This is a genomic window from Verrucomicrobiia bacterium, from assembly GCA_019634635.1.
Classification (GTDB): Bacteria; Verrucomicrobiota; Verrucomicrobiia; order Limisphaerales; family UBA9464; genus UBA9464.
In genome coordinates this window covers 160,843-182,209 of record JAHCBB010000004.1, presented here as the reverse complement: position 1 = coordinate 182,209, position 21,367 = coordinate 160,843, and the positions used below count along the sequence as shown (strand labels likewise).

Annotated in this window: 12 protein-coding genes and 1 pseudogene; 2 read left to right on the top strand and 11 right to left on the bottom strand. The window is 64.1% G+C overall.

Annotated elements, in window-relative coordinates:
- Window positions 1-423: 423 nt before the first annotated feature.
- The gene (locus KF791_04445) at window positions 424-663 is read left to right on the top strand and encodes a hypothetical protein (GenBank protein ID MBX3731826.1); all 240 of its coding nucleotides are present in this window, start codon (window positions 424-426) and stop codon (window positions 661-663) included.
- Window positions 644-1,066: a PIN domain-containing protein gene (locus KF791_04440; protein ID MBX3731825.1), complete on the top strand. Its 423-nt coding sequence runs from the start codon at window positions 644-646 to the stop codon at window positions 1,064-1,066. Before KF791_04445 ends, KF791_04440 begins: the two co-directional genes overlap by 20 nt.
- Window positions 1,067-1,198: 132 nt before the next feature.
- Here the strand turns inward: KF791_04440 and KF791_04435 are convergent, their stop codons facing one another.
- From KF791_04435 to KF791_04385, 11 genes and pseudogenes are all read right to left on the bottom strand, one after another.
- Window positions 1,199-1,984, bottom strand: a complete 786-nt coding sequence (locus KF791_04435; GenBank protein MBX3731824.1) for a delta-60 repeat domain-containing protein — start codon at window positions 1,982-1,984, stop codon at window positions 1,199-1,201.
- Between the two features lie 213 nt (window positions 1,985-2,197).
- Window positions 2,198-2,692, bottom strand: coding sequence for a winged helix-turn-helix domain-containing protein (locus KF791_04430; GenBank protein ID MBX3731823.1), 495 nt, complete (start codon window positions 2,690-2,692; stop codon window positions 2,198-2,200).
- A gap of 152 nt (window positions 2,693-2,844) precedes the next feature.
- Window positions 2,845-4,287: a DUF1254 domain-containing protein gene (locus KF791_04425; protein ID MBX3731822.1), complete on the bottom strand. Its 1,443-nt coding sequence runs from the start codon at window positions 4,285-4,287 to the stop codon at window positions 2,845-2,847.
- An 84-nt stretch (window positions 4,288-4,371) separates the two neighbouring features.
- Window positions 4,372-4,784: pseudogene (locus tag KF791_04420) on the bottom strand (DUF1214 domain-containing protein).
- Between the two features lie 117 nt (window positions 4,785-4,901).
- Window positions 4,902-7,481, bottom strand: a complete 2,580-nt coding sequence (locus KF791_04415) for an arylsulfatase (GenBank protein ID MBX3731821.1) — start codon at window positions 7,479-7,481, stop codon at window positions 4,902-4,904.
- A 40-nt stretch (window positions 7,482-7,521) separates the two neighbouring features.
- Window positions 7,522-8,289 carry a neuromedin U gene (locus tag KF791_04410; protein MBX3731820.1) on the bottom strand — a complete coding sequence of 256 codons (768 nt, stop codon included), beginning with the start codon at window positions 8,287-8,289 and terminating at the stop codon, window positions 7,522-7,524.
- 148 nt (window positions 8,290-8,437) lie between these two features.
- A complete protein-coding gene (locus KF791_04405) occupies window positions 8,438-9,115 on the bottom strand; it encodes a hypothetical protein (GenBank protein ID MBX3731819.1) in 678 nt (225 codons plus the stop codon).
- Between the two features lie 469 nt (window positions 9,116-9,584).
- Entirely contained in the window at window positions 9,585-9,905 is a 321-nt protein-coding gene (locus KF791_04400; GenBank protein MBX3731818.1) for a response regulator, read from the bottom strand.
- Between the two features lie 205 nt (window positions 9,906-10,110).
- The gene (locus tag KF791_04395) at window positions 10,111-10,731 is read right to left on the bottom strand and encodes a response regulator transcription factor (GenBank protein ID MBX3731817.1); all 621 of its coding nucleotides are present in this window, start codon (window positions 10,729-10,731) and stop codon (window positions 10,111-10,113) included.
- A 14-nt stretch (window positions 10,732-10,745) separates the two neighbouring features.
- Complete coding sequence (locus KF791_04390; GenBank protein ID MBX3731816.1) at window positions 10,746-14,009, bottom strand: hypothetical protein; 3,264 nt, start codon at window positions 14,007-14,009, stop codon at window positions 10,746-10,748.
- 122 nt (window positions 14,010-14,131) lie between these two features.
- Window positions 14,132-21,355: a S8 family serine peptidase gene (locus tag KF791_04385; GenBank protein MBX3731815.1), complete on the bottom strand. Its 7,224-nt coding sequence runs from the start codon at window positions 21,353-21,355 to the stop codon at window positions 14,132-14,134.
- Window positions 21,356-21,367: the final 12 nt, after the last annotated feature.

Here is a 21,367-nt window from a genome sequence, read left to right as displayed (position 1 = left end):
CGCGGGAGGCCAGACAACGACTGACCCGGTGGAGGCTTCCGACGAGCCATCCGCTCAACCACGAACCAACCCTGTGGAAACCCCACACACCGACGGCTCGGGAGGACCCTCCACCGGGGGAAGCCAGACAACGACTGAAGTGGCCCCCAAGCTCGACGGCTGGGCTGACGACCAGGTGGCCAGCTCCGAGAAAACACTCAGAAATATCAAAAGCGCATCCGCGAACTCCGGAACGAATCGGGGAAATCTCCCGACCCCGCCCAACAAGCGCGCCTCCAATGGGAGGTCGCCGAAACCGGGCGCGACCGCCTTGCGCCAACGTTCGCAGCAAACTCAGCCCCGTTATCCAGAAGCAAATCTTGTTCGCCCTGCGCTGGAGGCTTGTTTGACAGCTTGGCTGGCTAACTGTATTGCTTTCCAGACATGAAAACCACCTTCGATTTGCCTGAAAACCTGCTCCATCGGGCCAAAATCACCGCCGCCCAGCGCAAGACCACCCTCAAGGAATTGGTCCAGCAGGGGCTCGAATACGTCACGACGCATGAGATTCCTGATTCTGAGTTCCGGCGTCACGCCCACTCCCGGAAACTCCTGCAAGCCCTCCAAGCCTCCAACACCGAGCCCATGCAACCCCTGAAGCGGGATGAAATCTATGACCGCTGAGCGCTTTCTCGACACCAACATCCTGCTCTACGCCGGTTCCCGCGCTCCGTCCGACGCGGCGAAACGCCGCATCGCCTCCGACCTTGTCGCCAGCCTGGACTTCGCCATCTCCGCCCAGGTGGTCCAGGAATACATCTCCAACGCGCTCCGCAAAGAGGAACTCGGACTCACTGAACTCAACGTTCAAGCACTGCTGGAGTCCCTGGACGGTGTGACTGTTCTTCCCGTCACCGTTTCCCTCATCCGTCGCGCCTGGGCGCTTCGCCTGGCGCACGCCATATCCCACTGGGACGCCGCCATCATCGCCGCCGCGCAGGATCTGGGCTGCCACACCCTTTACTCCGAAGACCTCAACCACGGCCAGGACTACGACGGCGTGAAGGTCATCAACCCCTTTCTCTGAACCACACCATGCCCGAAACCGCCGCACCCATCCCTGCGACGATATCGAGGACGCTGCCGCGCCCAGGGCGAGGAATTCCTTTCCAAGATGCGCGCTATCCGCCGCTGCGCCCCTCCCGCCACCCACACAAAGTCATGCAGAGTTCTGGTCGCCGCAATTACTGTGAAATTTACGCTGGGCGAAATCCGCCAGTCCGTCGCCAACCGCATCCGCAGGATCTCGGTACTTCTTAAAGTCGTTGTCGAACATGGCCGCAGGGATCGTCCCGGGGTCGCTGGGAACCGCGGCCGTCACCGTGTAGTTTGAGAGCTGTCGGGACGCACCCGGCAGGGGCATCTGAAAGCTTCGGTCCACATCGCCCCCCTCCAGAATGCGGAACACTCCGGAACTCGGGTGACCTTGAACCAACGTTCCCCTGCCAAAGAGAAAATAGCCGGCCGGGTCGGCAGCCATCGGGGGCGGATTCCATGGAGAACCCTCCACTGTGGACACCCGGAACTCGGAATCCACGTACCCATCGGGAAGAAACCGCCGGACGACGCCCGACGCGTTGACCGTCAACAGACGCGTTCCGGGCAGAAAGGCGAGGATCGAGCCCGTCGCCTGAGGGAAGACGGTCAGGCGGGCGCCATTGGCATCAAGGCGAACCATGCCGGACGTTGGCGTCGGCCCCCCTGCCCCAGGGCCAGATCGGCACCACCCACCCAGTAGCTTCCATCGTCGCTCCGCGACACCTGGTACACTTCGCTCCGGCCGTCCAGGGCCGGAATCAAATTCCGGATCCGGCGTCCCATCCTCCAGCAGGCGCACCATCGCCCGTCGCGCCATGCCCCCCACGGCGCGAAAGGCACCGCCCACGATGAGCCGTCCGCCCGGCTCCACGACGAGGGCGCGCACCTCCGCCGGCGCCAGGGCCACCCGGTACGACCCATCCAGGGTGCCGTCCGGATGCAGCCGGACAAGGCTGCGGGCAGATCTTCCAATCCAGATCGCCCTCTCGTGGACTCACCGCTCCATAGACGTACACGAATTCTCGCTCGTAGCCGTTGAGCATGACCGGCCGGCACGGTTTGGGCGCCCAACACCGCCGGGGCTTGGCCATCCGTCCAAAGCGTGCCTCGTCCTGGAAGATCAATCGAATCCTCCGTTCTTTGACGGCGCCCCTACAGAGCAAGGCATCCAGCGTCTTGGGGAGTTTTTTTTCCAGGCCTGCATGACACGCGGATCGTTCCTCGGATGCCGGGTATCCGGCGCCACTTTGCGCCACCCGTGCCGTGCTAACAGTCGCCAGACCACCGAGGCTTTGACCGGACGCCCGACTCGCTGGGCCAGCGCCGCTCGAATCGGTGAAAGGACCAGAAGCCCGGCGTCCCGCGCTTGCTCCGCCCACGGCTTCAGGAACTCCACTTCTTCTTCCCGCGTCAGCAATGACTGCCGCCGGCCTCCCCAGTTGCGTATTGCGGAGCCGGACGTCCGGCCGGATCGGACCCGAGCCTGCATCCGATTGATCGAAGCCGTTCCGACACCGAGCATCTCGGCGGTTCGCTCCAAGGTCAGTCCCACCTTGGCCGGGAGTAGGACAGCCAACGCGGAGCGAAACTCATCCAGATTGTCGGTGCTCTTCACCGTCTGTGACGCCCGAGCCACTAGTCTCAGATCAATTCGAATCGGTCTTGCCATGCGTGATCGATAACATGATTTCGATCATCTTGAAAGCAAATTGGAATAAGCGGGCTGCTCCTGGCGAAGCGGCCCGCGTGGTTCATGGGCGATTCAAATCACTCCACGGCCTTGACCTGCGGAATCCTCCAGGTTCCATCCAGGATCGAGGGATTGGTCTCGCTCGGCCAGTAGAGCCGGAGCATGAGGACAAACTTGTCCTTCGGCGCAGGGAGCCAGTTGGACTCCTTGTCCGCCCCCGGACTTTGGTTCTGGATGTAGAGATCCACCGAGCCATCGGCATTGGGCTTCAAGTTCTGGCGGGCGCTGATGCTGTAACGGTTCAGCGGGTTGGCCACGAAGAAATAGTCCTGGTCGTACATGGTCAGCGACCAGAAGCCCTTCGCGGGCGGGAGCTGGCCCTTGGGGAAGTGCATCACATATTTCTTGGCGCCGGAGTAGGATTCGAGCGCACCCGGCCCCTCGGAGGTGGGGTAGATGGCGTCCTGCGGGCGGTTGGCCCCGAGGCCGATGGCGGTGATCAGGGCGCGCTGAATGTAGTTCACCCCGTACCCGCCGGTCTTGGTGGTGAAGAACCAGCCATTCTCCAGCTTGGCATCGCCGGTCACCAGGGCTTCCTTCATCCAGAGCATGACCTTTTCGTTGGCGATCTTGGGAACCTCGGAGAAGGCCTTCCTCGCCGCCGGGCCGAGTTTGCCGCTGTCGAACGGCTGGCCGGGCGCGATGCCGAGCTTCGCCATCTTCGCCAGCATCGGCTGGTCGGCAGCGCCGGGCGGGTTGTCCTTCATCAGCCGGGCCAGCAGGTTGAAATAGGCGTCCGCGCTCAAGGCGTTGACCTGCTCCCGGACGGCGGTCTTCATGTCAATGGCCCGATCCAACTTGCCGGGCGGCGGCGTATAGGGCTTGCCGTACGAGCTCAGCGGCACGACCGAGATCTGGTCCTGCAGCTTGTGAACGGCGGCGTAATCCTCCGTCGTGCCGGTGCAGTAGATGCGACCCAGCAGCCACACGATGGAGGTGGGCGATTTGTATTCCACCACGCCGGCGGGGAGCGTGCCCTGCCAGTTCGGGCCGGTGATGGCGTATTTCTGCGGGCCCGTGCCGGTGGTGCGCTTGCCGGGAACCTGGAACACGTCGGTCCACCCGGAGAGCATGGGGAACAGGTAATACCGGTCCTGCGCGTCGGGCAGGGTCAGCACCCACGGCTCCTTGCCGACATCAATCCAGGCCGTGGTATACAGCGTGTCGGCATTGGGGGCCGTCACGTCGCGGTAGCTGGAGTCGGGGTAGTGGCGCATCCGCACGAACTGCCCCATCGGGGCGTGCGAGCCCTTGGGTTGTTCCACGTTGGTCATCACGCGGCGGGTCATCTCCATCGTGACGAGCGGATACCCGTAAATGTAGGCCTCGATGCCGAGAGGCACGGCCTCGAGGACGTTTTCCTCGGCGTGAACCCGGTTGCTGTTGAAACCCACCGCGGCGCAGGCAAGGCCGGCCGCGAAGACGGATTGAATGAATGTTCGAGTGTTCTTGTGAGGCATGGTGTGTTTATGGCATCTCTCTGGTGGCTTTGAAAGCGTGGGCTGTCCGTTGCCCGCAGCCGCTAGTTTCAGCGGCGAAGCAGTTCAGTTGGTCAGTTCGAGGTCGCCCGGCTGCCAGGTCTGGTTAAACCAGGGTTCCAGCGGACCGTAAAGCTGTAGAATGGTGAAAATAGCCCCAGCCCGGCATCGTTTGCACCCAGTTCGCCTTCGTGGCCGGTGGGAGGCTGGGGGCCGAACCAGACCGTGGCGCCGCCGTCCGGGCTCTTCTGGAGCTGGGGACGGTTGCTGTCCAGGCCGGCCGACCTCTGATCGGTGGAAAGGAGCGACCGCGTCTGGTTGTCGTAAACCGTGAAGGCCCAGAATTTGTTCACCGGGATCGGTCCCGGTAGGGTCATCTTGTAGGTGCGGCCGCCATCGAAGTAGCTACCGGCGGAGTCGCGGAAGCTGGCCGCCCAGGCAACGCCCGGGGTCGCAACGGTGCCGAAGGCGATGGCCATGGCAAGGAGGGACTGACTGTTCATTGGGCTGTGGTTCATGTTTCGCCTGTGAATTCGCGGGCCGCTCCTTGCGGAGCGGCCCGCGCGATTCACGATCGAAGCGAACGGATCCGCCGGTTACAGGGCGTCGGCGGCGGCCCTCATGCCTGCCTCGAGTTTCTTGATGTCCTCGGGTGAGAGCTGCGGGCGGTCCATCTTGATCGTCAGTTTGTTGAACTTGGCGGTCAATGGGAACGGCGGCAGGTAGTCCGCGTCGTCAATTCCGGTGATGGTGTCGGAGCCGATGTCAAAGCTCTCGTCCCACTGCAGGATGATGGGGATCGTCCGCTCCATCTTCCTGGTCTCGACCACCTTGCCGTCCACCTTCAGGGTGCCGGTGCCGCTTCGGCCGATGCCCGAAAAGTTGTTGAACGCCATGGTGCCCACACCGAGCCCGTCATACTTGAAGTCGAACTCGATGGTGTGCCGTCCGGGCGCGAGCGTCTCCGGGCTCCGCCACTTGACCCACTCCAGATTGAGGAGGTTCCAATTGAACACCGGCTTGCCCTTGAGGAGGTAGAAGCCCCAGCCGGCGAAGCGCCCGCCAGAGGTGGCAATCATGCCTTCCGCACCCCCCTCCGGCACGGTGATGTCCGCCGTGAGGGTGTAGGAGGTATTGAGCAGGTACGGCGCGTCGCCCTGAGGTACGCCGGTCATCGGTACCGTGTAGACGAGCTCGGTGAGTCCAGCGAGGACGCTCGGACGCTCGGACGCGACCCTGGCCCCCACCGATGCGTCCAGCGGGAAGACCTGATACTTCTTCGCCTCTTCGACGAACATCGCCCGCAGCTCCTTGACCTTGTCCGGATGCCGGGCGGCGATGTCCTCGGACTGGTTCCAGCTCTGGTTTAGATCGTAGAGCTCAAAGACCTGGTTGTTGAGCGGGTCCGGGTTGGCGGCGCTGAAGGCGTCCCATGGCGCCCGGTTGACCTTGGTGGAGAGCAACCAGCCATCGTGGCAGAGCGCCCACTGGCCCATCATCTCGAAATACTGGGTCTTGTGCCGGGACGGCGCCTCGGCGTTGGCCGCGTCGAAGGTATAGGCGAAGCTCGTGCCCTCGATCGGTTTCTGCCGGATGCCGTCCACATACTCGGGCGCCGCGATTCCGGTGACTTCGAGCAGCGTCGGCACGACGTCAATCACATGCATGAACTGATCACGGAAGCCGCCCTGGTCCTTGATGCGGGCCGGCCACGAGATGACCATGTTCTGGTTGATGCCGCCGAGCCGGGAGGCGTTCTGCTTGAACCAGTCGAACGGCGTGTCAAAGGCCCACGACCAGCCGGCCGACATGTGGTTGTAGGTGAACTCGGTGCCCCAGGCGTCGTAGTACTTCATTTGCACGTCCACTGGTGGCCGCACGCCGTTGAAGAAGGCCACCTCGCTGAAGGTGCCTTCCGGGCCGCCCTCGGCGCTGGTGCCGTTGTCGCCGCTGATGTAGATGATCATCGTGTTGTCGAGCTTGCCAAGATCCTCGAACGCCTGGATGACCCGGCCGATTTCGTGGTCGTTGTAGGCGACATAGGCGGCGAACACCTCGACCTGCCGGATGAAGAGCTTCTTCGCGTCGGGCGAGAGCTGGTCCCACGGCGTCAGGATGTCGGCCGGCCAGGGCGTAAGCTTCTGATCGGGCGGAATCACGCCAAGCCGCTTCTGGTTTTCAAAGATGCGTTCGCGCAGCTTCTCGTAGCCATCATCGAACAGGTGCATCGCCTGGATCTTGTCCACCCACTCCTTCGTCGGGTGATGCGGCGCGTGCGAACAGCCGGGCACGTAATGGAGGAAGACCGGCTGTCTGGGGTCGGTCTGGTGGATGCGGGACATCCAGCCGATGGCGTCGTCGGCCATTGCCGTGATCATGTTCCAGGACGATTCCTTCCCGGTGATCGGCCAGATCTTCGCGTTGGGATCCGATCGGTCCAACTTCAAGGTGCTCGGGTGATCCTTGAAGGGGTAGATCTGCGTCGTGTTGCGGAAGAGGTTCGGCCCCCACTGGTTCGCGTCGCCGCCGACAAAACCGTAGAAGTAGTCGAAGCCCATGCCGGTCGGCCACTGGGTGAACGGCCCGACCTGGCTGGCCTGGTAGGCCGGGGTGTTGTGATCTTTGCCGAACCAGCTGGTCGCGTAGCCGTTGTCGCGCAGGATGCGGCCGATTGTCGCGTTGTCCGCGCCGATGACGCTGTCGTAGCCCGGAAAACCGGTGGCCTGCTCGGCGATCACGCCGAAGCCGACCGAGTGATGGTTGCGCCCGGTGATGAGCGCGGCGCGCGTCGGCGAGCACAGCGAGGTGGACATGATCCGGTTGTAGCGCAATCCGGTCTTCGCGAGGCGCTCCATGGTCGGTGTCGGGATCACGCCGCCGAAGGCGCTGTTGACCGCGAAGCCGGCGTCGTCGGTCATGATCAGAAGGATGTTGGGAGCGTCCTTCGGGGGCACGACGCGCGGCGGCCACCAGGGCTTGGATTGCAGCGCGTCCTCCTTGATGATCCCGCCGAATTTTGGGGCGGGCGGCGGCAGTTGGTTGCCAGGGATGGTGGTTGTGGCGCCGGGTGAACCGGGAACGCCGGTGGTCTGGATTTGTGCCGTTGTGGGAAGTGCGACCGCCAGGGTGACGGCTGCGAACATCCCGTTCAGTCGGACGTGGTTCGTCGTTTTCATGGTTTTGACGGTGCTTTGCGGTTGCAGGACGGAGGCGGTCTCACTTGGGGAACAGGAACTGGATCTGGGCCCGGAGCTGCCAGTCGGGGCCGTCGCTCGGCGTGCGGACGTTGTAGTAGGCGCCCAACTGGCAGTTCAGCGGCAGCTTGCCGAGGTGGACGATCTTGCCGGCCCCGCCCCCGACCGGGATGACCCAGGCCTCGCGCGCGGACTCCTTCCAGTTGGCGGTGAGAATGGGCGAGGAAGTCAGGTACCAGCCGTGCGGCAAATTGTAGTTGATGAACGGCTGGATGAGCATCGCACTCACGTCCTCGTCGCCCCAGCCGGCGAAGGACCATTGCTGATTGGCCAGCGCCCCGACGACCCACGGGCCGTGCATCGTGAGGGCCACGACCGCCGGGCCGGCCGCCCACAGGCCGTTGCCGAGCAGCGGATCGGTGGCGGTCGGCAGCGTCATCGTTGGGCCAACACCCCAGATCAGCTTGCCCGTTTTGGCGGGGGAGAGGAAGATCGTGGGATTGATATCGCCCAGGCCGGACGCGGGCGAAATTCCGGGCGCGGGCGACGGCTGGTTGATGATCGGAATGATGGTTCGCGTGATCAAGTTCCAATCCTCGTTGAGCGAGATCGGAATGACGGGCTGCACGTTGAGGATGTACTGCGTGACGTCCTTCGGACCGACGCCGAAGTTGAAGTTGTTCTGGAACGGCACGCTGATCAGGTTGGCGACCGGGTTCTGCGCGGCCTTGGCGAGCGCCTCGGTCCGCAGTGCCACGCTGCCTTCGGCAGGATCGGCGGCCGCCGGCAGCGCGAGGCTGCCGGCGAACAAGGCGGTGACGGCAAATCTCCGGGCGGGTTGCATCAATAAAATCTCCGATATTCCAAAACGTCGTCCGCAGAGGACCTCCGGGCAGCCGCAGCCGGTGATCCGAATGCGGCGACAAAGCCAAGGGTCCTCAATTGTCCTGGTTGATGTAGTCGTAGTTCTGGATGAGGACGGTCAGGTTTTTTTCGGGGCCATGCACCTGCACGTACGCCGGGTAATTCAGGCCCGTGGCCAGGGATTTGAACGTGGCGGTGACGGTGACCTCGTCCCCCTGGAAAAACGTCATCAGGGTCATTCGCCGGGTCAGGCGGCTCGGAGCAAAGATGGACAGCGAAACCGTGTCCCCGGGGACCACGACGCTCGATCCGCTGACCTGCAGCGTGCCGTCCGGGCCCGGCTGAATGGGATTCGTGCTGATGAGATTGATGATCTGGCCGGCGTTGGGCGATGTGTATTGGTGAAGGAAGGTCCGCAGACTGTTCAAGTACGCCTCCGACTCCTGCCGTTCCCGCTCGGCAAACCTCCGGCGGAAAAAGCCCCGCGGCAATGGATTCGCCTGATCATTCAGGAGGGCGTGCTGGGGCTGTCCGTCCGGTCCCCAGGTGACCGCATCAATCCGCGTGTCCTTGGGAATGCCGCTTTCCAGGACCTCCGTGCGGCAATTCCAGGAGTATTGCTTCATCAGTGCGGCGTTGCTGTTGCGGGCGGCGATGATGGAATTGGCGAAGCCTTCATTGGGGACCTGCGCCTGAAGCAGGAGCAGGGAGACAAGAGACATCCCGATCGCTGCAAGCGTTTTTCGATTCATGATAGAGGATGATTTCTGGTGATGTTGGAGCGGGATCAAAGGCTTGGATTCAACGAGGAGGCCGGGGGACCGGGACCACGACGCAGCAGGTTCCGCCGGAGCCGACATTCATCTGATACCAGTTGGGGCCATTCTGGCAGCATTCGATGCCGTCCGCGTTGGGAGTGAGGGAGCCCGCAGGCAGGCTCGGGACCGTGCTCCCTTGAGCATGCGTCCTCCCGGGTCGGTGTGGTCGTCGTCGGGGCGTCCAGAACGCTGCAAGCGTCACGGCGTCACCCCTGTGGCACGCGTCAACGAAGGCCATCGGTGTCCTTCGAATCCCCTCCGGTGGTGCTGGGTTGGGCTGTGTCGGCCGTGGCTCGGCCCCGGCGCGTGGCATCAGGCAAAGCCCGGGCAGGCCCGAGGCGGCGATGGAGACGAGTGCCTTCATGTTCAGCCGTGTTCGGGTGGGGTGTTCAGGGAGTGGACTTCAAGATTTGGCGGATCCGATGGCCGCAATCACGGCATTCAGCAATTCGTCGTCCCTGATGGGTTTCCGCAGCAGGTGGCGCGCACCTGCCCTGAGCGCTCGCGGTTCCGCGGTCTCGTCGTCGAGGGCCGTGATGACGATGGTCGGGACCTGCAATCGCCGGGATTCGAGCGCCAACAGCACGTCGAAACCCGTCATGCCCCCCATTTGAATGTCCAAGACCAGGCAGCCTGGCGAGCCCGTGCTCAATGAATCCAGAAACTCGACCCCCGATGCGAAGGTCTCGACCTGGAACCCCGCCGAGCGCAACAGCCGCTCCATCGCCCGACGAATGGATTTTTCGTCATCAAGTACTGCGACCCATCTGTGCGCGGAGGACACCTGTAAAGACAGGCTGCGTCACCGGCCGCCGGGATGACCATTGGACCTTGGTCCAATGACCGCCGGACTTCGCGTACCCCGGGAGCGGGAGTAGATCCCGGCCCTGCGATCGGCTCACGCGGGCCTCCTGCACGCGCGCTCGTCATCACGGGGGCGGCAAAACCCCGGCCCTCGCAGCGAGACGCACCAGCTCGGCGAGCGAGCCGGCGCCCATCTTCTCCATCACCCGGGCACGGTGGACCTTGATGGTTTTCTCGGCCGTCCCCAGTTGGGAGGCGACCTGTTTGTTCAGCCGGCCGCTGACAACGAGCGCGAGCACTTCTCGCTCGCGCGGCGTGAGCGTGGCGAGCCGGCCCTCCAGCACTGCAGTCCCTGCGCGCTCCTGCCGGCAGATCCGGTCCTTCTCGACGGCCAGGCGGATGGCGTTCAGCAGATCGTCGTCGCGCACCGGCTTGGTCAAGAAATCCACGGCGCCCGCCTTCATCGCCCGCACGCTGGTCGGGATGTCGCCGTGCCCGGTGAGGAAGATGATGGGCAGCAGGCAGTTCGTTTCGCCAAGCATCCGTTGCAACGCCAGGCCGTCCAGCCCGGGCATGGACACGTCCAGCACCAGGCAACCAGGGACCGCTGGATCAAGGCGGTCCAGGAACTCCGCCGCCGAGGGAAACGTCGCCGACAACCACCCGGCCGCACGCAGCAGACGCGACAACCCGCGCAAGACGGCGGGGTCGTCATCCACCAGGAAAACGGTGGGAGGAGTCGTCATCGTAGGCCCATGACCTATGTCCCGTGATGGCCCGACGCCCTCGCCTTTGGAAGCACAAAGGAAAACGTCGAACCCGCTTCGGCATTGTTGCGGACCTGGATCCGTCCGCCATGCGCCTCGATCAGGCTGCGGCTGATGGACAAACCCAGGCCAAGCCCCTGTTGTTTCGTGGTGACGAAAGGCTCAAAGATGTCCGCCAGCCTGTCCGGGGGAACGCCGTGTCCGCAATCCACGACCGATACCTGCACGCCACCGCCGTCCGCCGGTCCGGTGCGGACCTCCAGGCGGCGTCTCTGGGGATCCTGGTCCGCCATGGCGTCGCAACCGTTGAGAATCAGGTTGAGGAACACCTGTTGAAGCTGGACACGATCTCCCTGGACGGGTGGAAGCCGCGGATCGAGCTCCGTCAACACGGTGACGTTCCGGGTGACGAGGTCGCTGTGCACCAGTTTCAGGGTCTCGAGCACCAGATCATTGAGGTTCAGGGCCTGAAGCTGCACCTCACCCCGCTTCAGCAGCAACCGCAACCGGCGGATCACCTCGCCCGCGCGCTGATCATCCGCCGCGATGTCCTCGAGGATTTCGCGGAGCTCGTCGAGGTTGACGTTTCCGGATTTGAGGAAGCGCAGGGCCGCCTGGGCGTTGTTGAGGATGGCGTTCAGCGGCTGATTGAGTTCGTGGGCCAGCGATCCGGAGAGTTCACCGAGAATTGCAACACGCGTCAGATGGGAGAGCTTCTCACGGGCCTGGCGCAGGTCCCGTTCATGGGCCAGACGCTCGGCCTGCCTGCGGACCTTCGCGCGCATGATGCCCCACACGCCTCCGCCGACTCCCCCCATCGACGCGGCCCAGGCCAGCCCCTGAAACCATCCGGTCTGCCAGTAGAACGGCTGGACCAGGAACGCGAGACTGGCACCGGTCTCGTTCCAGACACCGTCATTGTTCGCCGCCCGAACCCGGAAGACATACTCGCGTGGCGGCAATTCATGGTAATAGGCCGTTCTCCGACTCCCGGCGTCCTGCCACCGGGAATCGCGGCCTTCGAGCTTGATCTGGTAGCGCACCTTCCCTGGCGCCACCAGACTCAGGGCCGCATAGTGAATCTCGACCCGACGACTTCCCCGGGGCAGCGGCACCGGCACGGCAAACGGCGGGGAGACCCGGGACGGAAGCTCTCCCGTGCCGTATCGTGAAGTGGCGTGTCCTGTCGCGACAGACACGGGCCGATAAAAGGAGATGGCCTCCACCGCAACGGGCGGCGGCAGGTCGTTGAGGCGCAGTTTTGCCGGATGAACCATCGTCACGCCCTTCGAAGTCGCAAACCAAAGGCGTCCGCGTTCGTCGCGGGCGATTGTGGGTTGCCGACCCCGGCTGAACTCGGCTTCAGGCAAACCGTCGCTGTCATCAAAGCGCTGCCACGCAATGAGTCCGTGCCCGCCGTCGGCCGCCGCCAGGAGATCGCCGCGACGCGCTCGTACGAGGTGCCGGGCGGAGGTCATCCAGAAATATCCCAGATCGTCCTCAACGATCGCCAGCAATGGCCCAACGGGAAATCCATCCTGGGCCCCGACGCCGGAGAGCCGTCCGTCCTTCCATCGGAGCAAGCCCCGATCGAACGATCCCAGCCACATCGAACCATCGGGATCCGCTTTGAGGCACGCGATGCCACCGATGGACCGACCGTTTTCCGTCACCTCAACGACGGATTGATCCCCGTCCCAGCGGAAAACACTGCCATCATTGGCTGCCCAGAGGTCACCGGCGGCGTCCTCGGCGAAGCAGGTGACCGCCAGCCGGCGGGAGTCCCCCATCAGTTCAAACCTTCGGAATCCCTGGTTGTCGCAAACAGCAATTGAACCACCGCCCCCCCCGATCCAGGTCCGGCCCTGCGAGTCCTCAAAGAGTGCGATCGGATTCACGCCCCCGATCAGTTCCCCGGGCACGTGCCGGACCCGGGAATCTTCCACAACGCGCAACGATTTGGAGAAGGTACCGGCCCAGAGCCGGCCTGACCGATCTGCCATGACGCTCTGCAGGTAGGACGAGCCGTCCGTGGGATCCAGCAGGGGCGCCGGAGTGGCACCGGCATCGCTGACGCGGAACAGGCCGCGACCATAAGTGGCCACCCAAACCCCGCCGGCGAAGTCCGGAGTGACCGATCGCACGGCGAGGCCCTTGCGGCCCTCAACCAGTCCGAAGTGTCGGAACCGCCTCGGCGTGAGCCGCAACAGGCCGTCGCCGCTCGTCCCGATCCAGAGGCTGCGTTCACGATCCTCAAACACGAAGCGCACCTGGTCGGATCCGCCGTTGGTGGCGTTGATCCGGGTCACCCTGCCCGCAGTCGTCACGCGGCGAAGGCCCTCGTTGTGGGAGGAGATCCAAAGGGTTCCCTGACTGTCCTCTGACAGGCTCCACACACCGCCGGGGCTTTCCGGCAGCGACACCCGCGCGACCTCCACACCCCGTTGCAGCTTGAGGAGTTCGCCGCCCAGCAGCAGCCACAGGGCGCCGTCCCGGGCTGCCGTGCAACCGACCGCATCGCCCTTCACCCCGGGTGGTGGGATCTTCGCCGCCCATGAGCCGTGCTCCAAACGACCAATGAACCCACTTTGCACCGCCCACCAATGCCCGTCCGCGTCCACGCCGCCGAAGTATCCCTGGCCCCTCGCGCCGGGGGGCGAAGGGAGTTCCGTCAGCCTCCCGTTGGAGAACTCGAACAGCCTCCCGTCAAAACTGGTGATCAACAGATCACCATTCGGACGTTCGGTGAACGTGCGCACGTAGCTGTCCGGCCAGCCCTCCACGGGCCGGAATTCCGGTGCCGCCCCCGCCTCCCCCACCACCAGGCCGCGATAAGTGCTGACCCACAGCAGGCCGCTTCGATCCAGATGAAGATTGACGATGCCTGCGCCCGGAAGCTCCGGCGTGTTGCGGGGGTTGAACACTTTGAATTCGACGCCGTTGAAGCGCACCAGTCCATCGAATGTGCCGAACCAGAGGTAACCGTCGGCAGACTGGGCCATGGCGGTCGCGGAATCCTCCGGCATCCCATCTGCGACTCCCCAGGTGTCAATCCGGTGGTCCGCATCGGAGTGATCTGTCCCCCGGGCCGTCAGGATCCCGACCGGGGCCAGACCGTTGATCCCAACGGCCACCGCCAATGCAAGAAGGGCCCGGGAACCCAGCATTATGAGGGCCCTCCCCATGACCTGGGTCAGAAACAGTTCGATGGCTGGGCCGCTCAAACGGTCCCCGCAGCGGCAAACGGGAGCGTTCAAGCAGGTCACCTCGAAACGGGGAGAGATGCGCCCAGTATTCAAGCGTCCGAATGGTCACAATGGGCAGCCAGAGTCGCTTCCTCGAACGACGCCGTGTCCCGGCGGATCGCAAAACCCGCCACCTACTGGGGCAATTGGTCAATTCGGAAATACCGCTGTTCCAAATCGTCACTGGCCTCCGGGAGCTCCACGGTGAGCGTGTCCCCGGTTGCGCGGATCACGGTCGTCCCGGAACCGGGAGGATCCTGCACCGGGATCCAAAGGTCGAACGGGGTCGTGAGTTCGTCCGCGTAGGTGATCCTGTAGAGCTCTCCCGGCACGGTGTCGAAGATCAGCAGGGGCGGAACAATGTCCACCAGGGTCCATTGAAACGGAGCCCCGCTCAGGAGCAGCCCATCCTGCTGGGTGGCAACCCGCACCGTAAAGTCCACCGGGGCCACCGAATCCGTCACCACTTCCAGGAACCAGAGCCCCGCGAGATCGGGAACGAGATTCGTCCGCACCACCACCCGCTCGCCGAGGGTTCCCGGCTGCGGTGAGGAGAAGATGTTGTCCGCCGCGGCGAAGGAAGGGAGGACCCCTTTTGACGCCCGCAGGGTGGCCGGCCCGCTGAGCCCGTAGGTCTCGAACAAAAGCGCTCCGACATCCGGCGGCGACTCGAAGCTGAAATAGGCCGGGTTCCCGGAGACGAGCCCGAGGAATTCAAACGGATCATCGTCGTTGAGGGCGATGATCGTCACTCCCGCCGGCACATAGGTGCCGATCACGGTGAAGGTCACCGGCACCCCGGCAACCGGCATGACCGCAAGGAACCAGCGTCCGGTGTCAAGCCGCACCGGCTGGCTTCCCGGGGTCAGCACAATCACCTCCGGGTCAAGGCCGGGATTCTCGCTGGCATACGCGTAGTTTTCCGGCGATGGCAGCGGGAGCCCGCGCCGCAGATACAGGTTCACGTCCGCGGTCATGTTGGTGACCACGAACGACGCCACAGCGGGCTCCTCCAGGATGTCGAGGAAGAAGTAGCCGACCTCGTCTGGAGCGGACAACGTGGCCTCCAGCGGCACCCCATTGTCCAGACGGATCACGCTGCCCGCCGACTCGATTGCCAGGATGGTGTAGGGGATTGGCAGCAGTGGCGGCGGCCCGGGATCGGCCGAGTAAACAGCGAGATACCAGGTCCCCGGCGTCAGTGGGACCGGCTGGCTGGCCACGTCAATGCGGACGACCTCGGCCTCCACTCCGGCGTTGGTGGAGGCGTAGTCGAACTGGGTGCGGGTCGGCAGTTGCGGCGCCCGCCGGACAACCAGGTTCAGGTCGGTCGTATGATTGGTCAGCACAAAGGTCACCCCCACGGCATCCGGGGAGACGTCGAAGGAATAGTAGTCCAGGAGGCCGTTGTTCTGATTGGTGGCCTGATACGGAATCGCGTTGGTCAACGGGATGATCGGCACCCCGAGATCCACTTGAATGGTGAACGGACTCAGACCCGCGAGGTCCAGATTCTCCACCGACAGATAGTAGCGCTGTCCGGGAACCAGCAGCGGGGGCAGGTTGGTGTTGAGGACGGAGAACAGGAAATTGGTGCCCGTGGTCGGGAGGATGAGCGGTGCGTCCTCCGGCAGAGTGCCCTCTCCGGGAATTCCCAGGGGGTTGTACCAGAGCCCCAGCGCACCGCCGCCGACACTCTGGAGCAGGTTGGTCGCAGTCGAGGCCTCCAGAGGAACATCAATGTAAAAATAGCGGGGTTCGCCTGAGGCCACGTTGGTCGAAAAGGGGACGCCGTTGGTCAGGCGGATCGCCGGGGCGCTGGTGGGCGCGAACGTCAAGGTGAGCTGCCACCCGAGCAGATCGCCGAAAAACGGGGTGCGATTGTCGTTCAATTCGAGGACCCAGGTCCCCTGCCCCGCCCCGAGCAGCGATTCCATCGGCTCCTCGGGAAGGTAGGTGAGGCTGCCCCGGGTCTGGAGAAAGGCCACATCGTCGAGCAGGAGCCCCGGGGATCCGTCCGGAGTGGACATCCCGCTGAACTCGAGGTCCACCGTCGGGCGCGTCGCGCGGATCTCAAAGGTGTTCGTCGTCCAGAATCCGGGCACCGCCTCCACCGGCGGGGGTGTCACGGCCACGCCATCAAGAAACACCGTGGGGGCCATGACATTGGTCTCCCCGGGATCAAGCCGGGCCATGAAGGTGATCCGGTAGCGTTCGCCCGTCACCGCCTCGAAGCTGCGGCGGACCACCCCGTTCGACACGGCCAGGTAGTTCAGTCCCCGGAAGGCGACCGTGCTGTCCTCGACGATTGCCACGGAATTGCTGAGGACCTTCCAAGCGGTGCCAAATCCATCGCCGGCGACATAGGTTCCGGGGCGCACCGCCTCAAAATCATCCACCAACAGCAACTGCTCCCCGGTCACCTGGCCCGCAAACGGAGGCCGCACAAACTTGATCTTCTCAAAGGCCCGGTTGGTGTTCTCGCTGAAGGTGGCGAACAGGGTGTTGGTGACCCCCACACCCGAATCCAGTTGCCCGGGTCGCGACGTGATCAGGATCTGATTGCCCTGGGAATCGGTAAGCACTCCCGTGACGGACCCGCGACCGGCACTGGCATCCGACACCAGGCCGGGTCCGAAGAATCCCCGGCTCGAATCGCCCCACCACCCGGCAATCACCGCGTTCGTTGCGGGTGGCGGAATGGACACCCAACCCTCGATGGTGAACTCGCCGGGACGAGGCAGGACCAGGGCGTTGGTCACGATGCCAAAGCCCGGGCTCGGGAACAGCAGTCCCTCCTCGCCGGGGAACGCCCCTGGCACGGCGCGGACCTGGTGCGTCAGGCCAGCGCGGTTGGCTCCCAGCACATCGTCGCCATTGCCATTGAACGGCCAGAGGGCGAACAACCCGTTGTTGCGGTCGGCCCGCTGCTTGGCCTCGCCGTTGAGTCCGTTGAAGTAGATGTCGCGAATTTCCTGGGGGCGCAGGGCACGCCGCCAGACCCCGAAGTCATCCAGCTGAACCTGCTGGCTCCGGAACTGGAATCGCGGATCCAGCGCGAAAAGGAATTGGTTGCTGGTCACCGGCAGGAACCCGGGCGGAAGGTTCTGCTCCGCCACCACCATCCCGTTGACATACAGCGCCGCCCTCCGGCTGGCCGGTTCAAAGCTCAACGCGACGTGTTGATACCGGAGATTGGTGGAGACGACCGTCGTCCCCAGGCCCTCCGGCGTGTAGCCTCCCCGATCCTCGAACACCACCGCACTGTAGCCCCGGGGATTCTGCAGCCGGACCGAAAGGTCGGAGACGCGCGGATGGTCAATCCTCAACCCGACATCCATCGCCGACACCGGCCGGGCATCGTCCACGAGGAGGGTCGCATACCGCCGGGCCGAATCGGGAATGATCCCCAGATCCTGGGTCTCAAACGTCCGGGTGAACGTGGAGTCCAGCGCGCGTTCAATCTCGGCGCGGATTTCATAGCACACCCGGAAGAGCGCCGGGTTGTACACGGCGATGAAATAGCGGCCCGCCTGGAGCGGGGGGACATCCCGGATGCCCATGGAGATGCTGCCACCCGTGGCCGGGATCTGGGCATACTTGTCATTGTTGAGCGGGTCCAGAATGTCCGGGAATTCATCCCGGCGAATGAACACTTCCAGGGGGACGGCCGGATCAATGTTCCGGATGGTGATGGTCAGCCGGCTGGCCTCCGGCGGAATGAGGATCACCTCAAGGCTGATCGCGCCACCATTGACGCATCGCTCGACAAAGGTGTTCCCGAAATCGTTGGGAATGACCGTCAGTGTGAAGTTGTCAACGCTTCCCGTGTTGCCGAGGGTGTTGTCCACGGTGTTGAGAAACCAGACGCCGGCACCCGAATAGCCGAGAAAGTTGATCAGCGAACCCGGACCATCCGACGGGATCACTCCCGGTTGCCCCGAGCCCGAATCGTCATAGGTGGTGACCACCCGAACCCCGCCGTCAAGTCCGTTGAGCGGCGTATGATTCTGAAGGACCACACCCTGGCCATTGTAATTGAGTTCGCTCAGCAGGTCCGGAAAATTCTCATGGGTCTTGGTCGTGGACACGGTGAGTAACCGAATCGGGTCGGGAACGATGCTGATGGCCAGGTAGGTCTGCACTCCGGGCTCCGCCGGGGTGCCGTCCGGAATGGCATTCCCAAGCGGGATCGTGAACGGCTGGAGGCCGGAGCCATCAGTGGCGAAGAGGGGTTCATCCGTACTGATGCCGATGAACCCATACTCCCCGGCCTGGTGGTCCTCGGACTTCACCCCGACGTAAAACACATTGTCATCGCTCACCGGCTGATTGAGATAGAACAGCAGCTCATTGCCGCCCCGCGTCGTGGACTTGTCCGCCGCCGCAACCGCCTCGGGATTGAGATCCAGCAGGCGCGGATCGCGGGAAACGTAGAGATCCACGTCGGGACCGTTGGTCCTCGCGCGGGAAAGGTTCCCCACCGGAAACGTCAGAAAAACCACATTGCTGCCGTTGAAGTTCGTCTGCCCCGGGAACTCCGTGGGCGCAAAGCCGTTCGTGAACGTGTAGAAACGCCACTGTTTGAACCAGCCATTCGTGCCCTCAACGAGGGGCGAGTTTGCACCGGCCCGCTGGTTGAGCAGCGGCAGACCATTCGAGACCGACCCCACCGGAGGCCGCACAAACTCCAGCGCGATCGGATTGAAGGCCGGGGGCGCCTCAAGGACGCCGATCGAGTTGGTGCTTAACGGATCCAGGTCCGAGGAAAACGCCAGCGCAAAGTCCTGGACGATGTTCGTGGGCGAATCCCTGCGGGCATTCACGTTCACCCGATGGCCCACCACGGTGACCACATAGTTGGATGCCAGGGGCGGCGGCAGGATGAGCCGCTCGACATTGTTGATCCGGTCGAGCGTCGCCACGCCGTTCTCCACAATGTCGTTGGTGGGATGGGCCCTGGAGAACCCGGTCTCGGGATCGAAATCATTCCCCCAGTAAATCTCGCCGGTAAACGTGTTGGAGACGATCAGGTTCAGGTCATTGACCAGCTTGGGGCCCGCCAACGGATCCCCGGGCGGATCGGTCCACACCAGCGCCATGCGCAGGGGCAGATCCAGCGCCTCGGGCGCGGCAATTCTCAGCTGCAGGTCCACCGACTCGCCGGTCGCCAGGCCGGAAGCGAAGTCCACCCCGATGACATCCACCTCGCTCCCGCCGATGGACGCCTTGAATCCGCGGCCCAGGGCGCGCTGGAGGTTCGGACGGCCCCAGCCGGCATAATTGATGAAGGTCTCCTCGGTCGGGACATAGCTGGGGCTCGTCGGCCGGGCGGAATTGATCAGAAGCGCCTTGTAGGCCGCCGGGGACGGGAACAAGTTGACCCGCTGTTCGAAATATTGCTGCAACTGCGCCAGCAACCCCGACACGGCCGGGGTCGCCATGCTGGTGCCCAGCTCATAACGGTAGTCCGGGAGCGTCTGGAGGTTGATCTCGTCATACAGCACCGCATCGGGGAAGAAGGGGGAATCGCGGGGGGGCAGCGGCTCCGGCGTCCATTGCAGCGACCGGGTTGAGATGATGAAACTGCCCGGGGCGACGACGTCGGGCTTGTACCGCCCGTTGGGTCCCTCAATGCCGATGCCGACATTGCCGCGACTGGAATAGAAGGCGACCTGCCAGTCGGTATCGCTGAGGGGCAGCAGCGCCTGGTTCGTGAAGAACGGCCCCGGATTGGTCTGCCAGCCCGGCTGGATCACCAATCCCCCGATCTGCACGGGCTCCGCATTCGTGTTGTACACGATGGCGTTGGTGAACGCGCGGGGACTTTCCAGGGCGCCCACCGTGACCACGTTCTTGCCGTTGCCGGGCGAAACGATGGTGTCGGGAGCTCCGCCGGCACCGTTGTTTCCGCCAAAGCCATCGTTGCCCGCGGCGAAGACGTAGAGAATCGGCTGGTCGCCAGGCTCCAGGGGGAGCGCATCCCGCACAGCCGCATCATAGCTCGCCGAGTGGGTCGAGTACTCATACTCATCAAATCCCGCGTATCCCCAGGAGTTGTTCGAAATCAGGACATCCTCGCGGGTGTTGAACCGTTCCGGGGCCTGCGCGGCGGTCTCCTGGAGGAAGGCGTCCCCGGATGCCGGACCAAACAGCAGGTCCACCGGCAGCACAAACAGCGAGGCGCTTGGCGCCTTGCCCTTGAAATTCGCATTGGTGAGCGACCCGGACGGCGGGCCGTCCGGCGGCTGATTGATGGTCCCGGACTGCGTGCCACTGCCGGCAATGATCCCGGCAACATGGGTGCCATGACCGCTGGGATCCGTGAGGATCTGGGGCTCGTTCGGAATGGTGTACACCCGGTCCATCAGATCCGGCTGGCTGGCATCCACACCCGAGTCGTTTACATTGACCAGCACCCGGTTGCCATCGAGGCCATCGAAGGAATCGGTGTTTTCCGGCACCGTGGTGGAGCCGAGAGCAAACGCGGTGACATCGTTGGCCAGGCGCACCGACCTTCGGGGCTCGACGCGGTGCACCATTGGAAGGGCCGCCACCGCCACGAGCGCATCTGCGGGCGCCTCCACCAGAACCAGGGTGCCAAAGGGTCCGCGCTGGCGGGCCACCTCTCGAATCCCCATTGCGGTCAGCTCCGGAAGTTCCCGGCCGGCCTCGGGGATGGTGAGCATGAGTTGCTGCCCTTCCGGAAGCGGTTCTCCGCGGAGGGCGTGATCCAACAGCCGGGGTGTCAGTTTGAAGTAGGGCTCCAGTGGAAGCATCGCGGCGGTGTCCGGCGCGACGGCCAGCCGGTCCGCGACGTCCGAGGACGCCCGCACCAACAGGGCGTTGTTCGGCACGTAGGAGACGATCGTCCCCCCGGCCGCAGTGATCGCGGACCGGAAGGCCGGGGTGATCGGGCCGGCGGACTGGAGGATCCACGCTTCGGCAGGCCTTGTGGAGCGCAGTGCCGCCGGAATTTCGAGGGGCTCCCCGGTCGCGGTATCCACCAGCGCATTTCGCAGAAGGATGGCCCGGTCGCTGGCCATGAGCTGCTCCAGCGGCGCCGCCGTATTCCGAAGCCGGTTCGTGACCTGGGAGTCCTCATGCCGCGGAACCCCGCCCGGCGGCAGACTGTGGATGGGCAGCCATTTGGGAACCGGTGGGGCGGGGGGAACGGTGGCCATCCGGGGCACCTCTCCCCGCGGGGCGTGGGACTCCGGCGACGGCGACGCCGTCCCTGCCGCACGCGGCACGCGGTCGTCTCGCAACAAACCACGATCATGGACGCGCCAGCCCAGGATGGCGCAGACAATCGCGAAGATCAGGAGGGCCAGTTGATCACGGCGGGAAAGGCGCATGGAAGGCGGGGA

Coding starts and splice junctions, on each gene's coding strand:
- KF791_04445 (MBX3731826.1), top strand. CDS start 424: ATGAAAACCACCTTCGATTTGCCTGAAAACCTGCTCCATCGGGCCAAA.
- KF791_04440 (MBX3731825.1), top strand. CDS start 644: ATGAAATCTATGACCGCTGAGCGCTTTCTCGACACCAACATCCTGCTC.
- KF791_04425 (MBX3731822.1), bottom strand. CDS start 4,287: ATGCCTCACAAGAACACTCGAACATTCATTCAATCCGTCTTCGCGGCC.
- KF791_04415 (MBX3731821.1), bottom strand. CDS start 7,481: ATGAAAACGACGAACCACGTCCGACTGAACGGGATGTTCGCAGCCGTC.
- KF791_04405 (MBX3731819.1), bottom strand. CDS start 9,115: ATGAATCGAAAAACGCTTGCAGCGATCGGGATGTCTCTTGTCTCCCTG.
- KF791_04400 (MBX3731818.1), bottom strand. CDS start 9,905: ATGGAGCGGCTGTTGCGCTCGGCGGGGTTCCAGGTCGAGACCTTCGCA.
- KF791_04395 (MBX3731817.1), bottom strand. CDS start 10,731: ATGACGACTCCTCCCACCGTTTTCCTGGTGGATGACGACCCCGCCGTC.
- KF791_04385 (MBX3731815.1), bottom strand. CDS start 21,355: ATGCGCCTTTCCCGCCGTGATCAACTGGCCCTCCTGATCTTCGCGATT.